The organism is uncultured Dialister sp. (assembly GCF_900538805.1).
Taxonomy (GTDB): Bacteria; Bacillota; Negativicutes; order Veillonellales; family Dialisteraceae; genus Dialister.
Map to the genome: position 1 here is coordinate 1 of NZ_UPZP01000144.1, position 3,682 is coordinate 3,682.

General features: G+C 53.2%; 2 protein-coding genes. Both read right to left on the bottom strand.

The genetic code is table 11. The features are described from left to right. Positions 1–244: 244 nt before the first annotated feature. Positions 245–1,153: a flagellin lysine-N-methylase gene (gene fliB / locus QZQ29_RS09090; RefSeq protein ID WP_296962554.1), complete on the bottom strand. Its 909-nt coding sequence runs from the start codon at positions 1,151–1,153 to the stop codon at positions 245–247. A gap of 588 nt (positions 1,154–1,741) precedes the next feature. Continuing rightward, positions 1,742–3,406, bottom strand: a complete 1,665-nt coding sequence (locus QZQ29_RS09095; protein WP_296962556.1) for a ribonuclease J — start codon at positions 3,404–3,406, stop codon at positions 1,742–1,744. Positions 3,407–3,682 lie beyond the last annotated feature (276 nt).

The following is a 3,682-nucleotide window of genomic DNA, read 5'->3' on the forward strand; positions in this document are numbered from 1 at the left end:
ACCAGGATTCCCTACCCATCAAGGTGGGCAATGGAAGTATTTAACTTCATGCCCTACACTTACTATACGAGAATGACTGTGCCCGGCGGGAAGTCCCGTAACGCTGACTTCATACTCATCGCCAAAGGCGATACCACAACCCTCAGCGGCCAAAGGCCGCTGTCAAACTTTAGAACCTTAAGACCCTTCGGGGCGGAGCCCCGTCAACCTTCCTCTCTGAACCCGGGTCGCCAAGGGGCCTTTATCATTCATCATCCCCACAGGGTTCTTCAGAGATGCTGTCCAGAAGGATGTACACATTTTCCGTGTCGTACTCTATCTGCTCGGACCAGCGGGTGACAGCGCGGATGAGGTCATGGGTGCGGGCGCATTCCAGGAGGATGAAGGTCACGCTTTCGCGGCTGTAGAAGGCAATGTCTTCGGGGTCATATATTTCAAATTCGCACATCTGGCGGTAGAAGATGTACCGGTATAGGTTGGTGAGGAAGACAGGGGAGATTTCCTTAGTGAGGCGCTTTGCCTCCTGTATCAGTTCTTCCTCATGGTCTTTGATGAAAGCAAGGGATTTCGTCCATTCCTCGTCAATGGGGTTCGTTTCTTCCATCCGATGCAGCAGGCGGTGCACATAGTCCTTTTTGAAATCAGCCGTAAAGGACTGCAGTTTCTTAGGAAGATTCATGAAGTGGGTACTGATGAGGTCATTGAAATAGATGGGAAAGGAGCCGTCATCCCTTTCAAAAACAATTTCCCCCTCCTCCGCCATGAGCTGCTCCACCGTCTCTTCGCAGGCAAGTCCCGTGCCGGCCAGGGTGTTCTCCATGGCCAGATGTTCATCGCAGCTGTACACGTAGAAACGGGGGTGGTCCCGGCATATCTGGCAGAGAAACTTCGGACCCTTCTCCAGAACCAGGCGGCAGAGTCCTTTCTCATTTAGAAAATGGCAGTACCCTTTTTCATTGAGCCTGAAGCATGGATTTCCCTCTTCATCGGTGGCTATCCATACCCTCAGCTCTTCGCCCAGGGGGCCTTTTGTATTTCTATACTTTTTAGCGCTTTCTGCGTCAATGTTAATCACCCATTTCTGGCAGCAGGTGTGGCGGCATTTGTCCGCCTTGCAGGCAAAGTTTCTGAAAAAGGTGGGGGAAATGGTCATGGTGAGACTCCTTGTGTGTGAGAAGTTTCCTGTTCGGCATGGGACAGTTGTGGAGCACACCGATAGGAAACTGTTTGCGAATGGTTTCCTATCCGGCATGGGACAGGTGTGGAGCATGCCGGCAGGAAACTGGTGATGAAAAGTTTCCTATTCGGCATGGGACAGAAGTTTAGCATACTGACAGGAAACTGTTTGCGAAAAGTTTCCTATTCGGCATGGGGCAGAAGTGCAGCATAGCGGCAGGAAACTGGTGATGAAAAGTTTCCTATTCGGCATGAGACAGAAGTGCAGCATAGTGGCAGGAAACTGGTGGTGAAAAGTTTCCTATTCGGCATGGGGCAGGTGTGGAGCATGCCGGCAGGAAACTGGTGATGAAAAGTTTCCTGTTCGGCATGGGACAGAAGTGCAGCATAGCGGCAGGAAACTGTTTGCGAAAAGTTTCCTATTCGGCATGGGGGCAGGTGTGGAGCATACCGACAGGAAACTGTTCACGAAAGGTTTCCTATCCGGCATGGGACAGAGGCGCAGCATACCGGCAGGATTTCCAATAAAAATCCCCGCCTGAAGAAGCAGGGCGGGGAATGGCATTTATTTTACTTCCTGGATGATGGGAAGAATCATGGGGCGCCGCTTGGTGCGGTCGTAGAAGTACTTGCCCAAAGTGTCGCGGATCTGGGTTTTGATGGCGTTCCATTCGGTCACGTTGCCTGCTTCGCAGCGGTCCAGCACCGATTCGACGCGTTCTCTGGCTTCCGTGAGGAGGGCTTCGCTGTCTCTTACATAGACGAAGCCTCTGGATACGATGTCCGGGCCTGCCAGGACCTGGTTGCTGCCTTTTTCCAGGGCGATGACTACGATGACTACGCCGTCCTGTGCCAGCTGCTGGCGGTCGCGGATGACGATATTTCCGACATCCCCTACGCCCAGGCCGTCAACGAAGACCGGGCCTGCCTGTACTTTGCCGTTGATTTTGGCGCTGCGGTTGGTGAATTCGAAGATGGAACCGTTTTCGCCAATCAGGATATTCTGTTTCTTTACGCCCAGGCTTTCGGCCAGTTCTGCATGGCTGCAGAGCATGCGGTATTCGCCGTGGACGGGGATGAAGAACTTCGGGTGTACCAGGGAGAGCATGGTTTTCAGGTCTTCCTGGGAACCGTGGCCGGATACATGGACCCGGGTGGTGGCGCTGGTCACCACATGGGCGCCCAGTTTCATGAGGCTGTCGATGGTGCGGCCTACGCTTGTTTCGTTGCCCGGAATGGGGGAGGCGGAGATGATGACGGTGTCTCCGGCATGAATGGTCACCTGACGGTGGCTGCCGTCGGCCATGCGGGAAAGGCCGGCCATGGGTTCGCCCTGGCTGCCGGTGGTGAGAATGCAGAGGCGGTCATCCCGGTACCGGTTGATTTCTTCCGGTTCGATGAAGGTGCCTTCCGGTGCCGTAAGATATCCCATTTCCAAAGCGATGTTTACCACATTCACCATGGAGCGGCCAAAGACGCAGACCTTGCGCTTGTAATGGACGGCGGCGTCCACGGCCATCTGGATACGGGATACGTTGGATGCGAAGGTGGCCAGGATGATGCGGCCCCTTGCTTCGCCGTAGGCTTCCATGAGGGAGCGGGTGACCACCGCTTCCGACGGCGTATAGCCGGGATTCTGGGCATTGGTGGAGTCGGCGCAGAGCACCAGCACGCCCCGATGGCCCAGTTCAGCCAGCTTGTACATATCGGTCTGTTCGCCGTCCACCGGGGAATGGTCGAATTTGAAATCGCCGGTGTGGACGATGGTGCCGATGGGGGTACGCAGATAAATACCGCAGGAATCAGGAATGGAATGGCAGACATGGAAGAATCCGAATTTAAATGAACCGGCTTTGAATTCATCTCCTGATTTGACTACGTGTAAATCATAATTGGAAATATGGGCTTCCTTGAGCTTGCCTTCGATGAGGCCGCAGGTCAGGCGGGTTGCGTAGACCGGTGCGGACACATCACGCAGGAGATAGGAAAGGGAGCCAATGTGATCTTCGTGACCATGGGTAATCAGAATGGCTTTGATCTTATCCCTGTTCTCGATTAAATAACTGAAATCGGGGATGACAATATCAATCCCCAGCATATCTTCTTCCGGAAAGGCCATGCCTGCATCAATTACGATAATTTCGTCGCCGTAACGGAAAACAGTCATATTCTTCCCGATTTCCCCCAGGCCTCCCAGGGGAATAATTTGTAATCTAGCCTTTGCCAAGATTAAAATCCTCCTATTCAATTGTTGAGTTGCTTATGTCCGTGGAAATAAGCATAAAAATGGTTATATAAAATAAAAAAGCCGTTCCATAGTCGCTTTTCATATTATAACACAAGGGGGAAGGGGCGGTGAGAAATATTTTTATGGGGCAGTAGAGGCATGGGAGGCGGCTGGCAGTATTCCCGAAAGTAAGAGGGTTCAGGCGCCTTCGGCGCCCGGGTTCTATCGGTCATGTGCTGACGCACTGACCGATGGGTTCGGCCCGGGAACGGCTGCGCC

Coding starts and splice junctions, on each gene's coding strand:
- fliB (WP_296962554.1), bottom strand. CDS start 1,153: ATGACCATTTCCCCCACCTTTTTCAGAAACTTTGCCTGCAAGGCGGAC.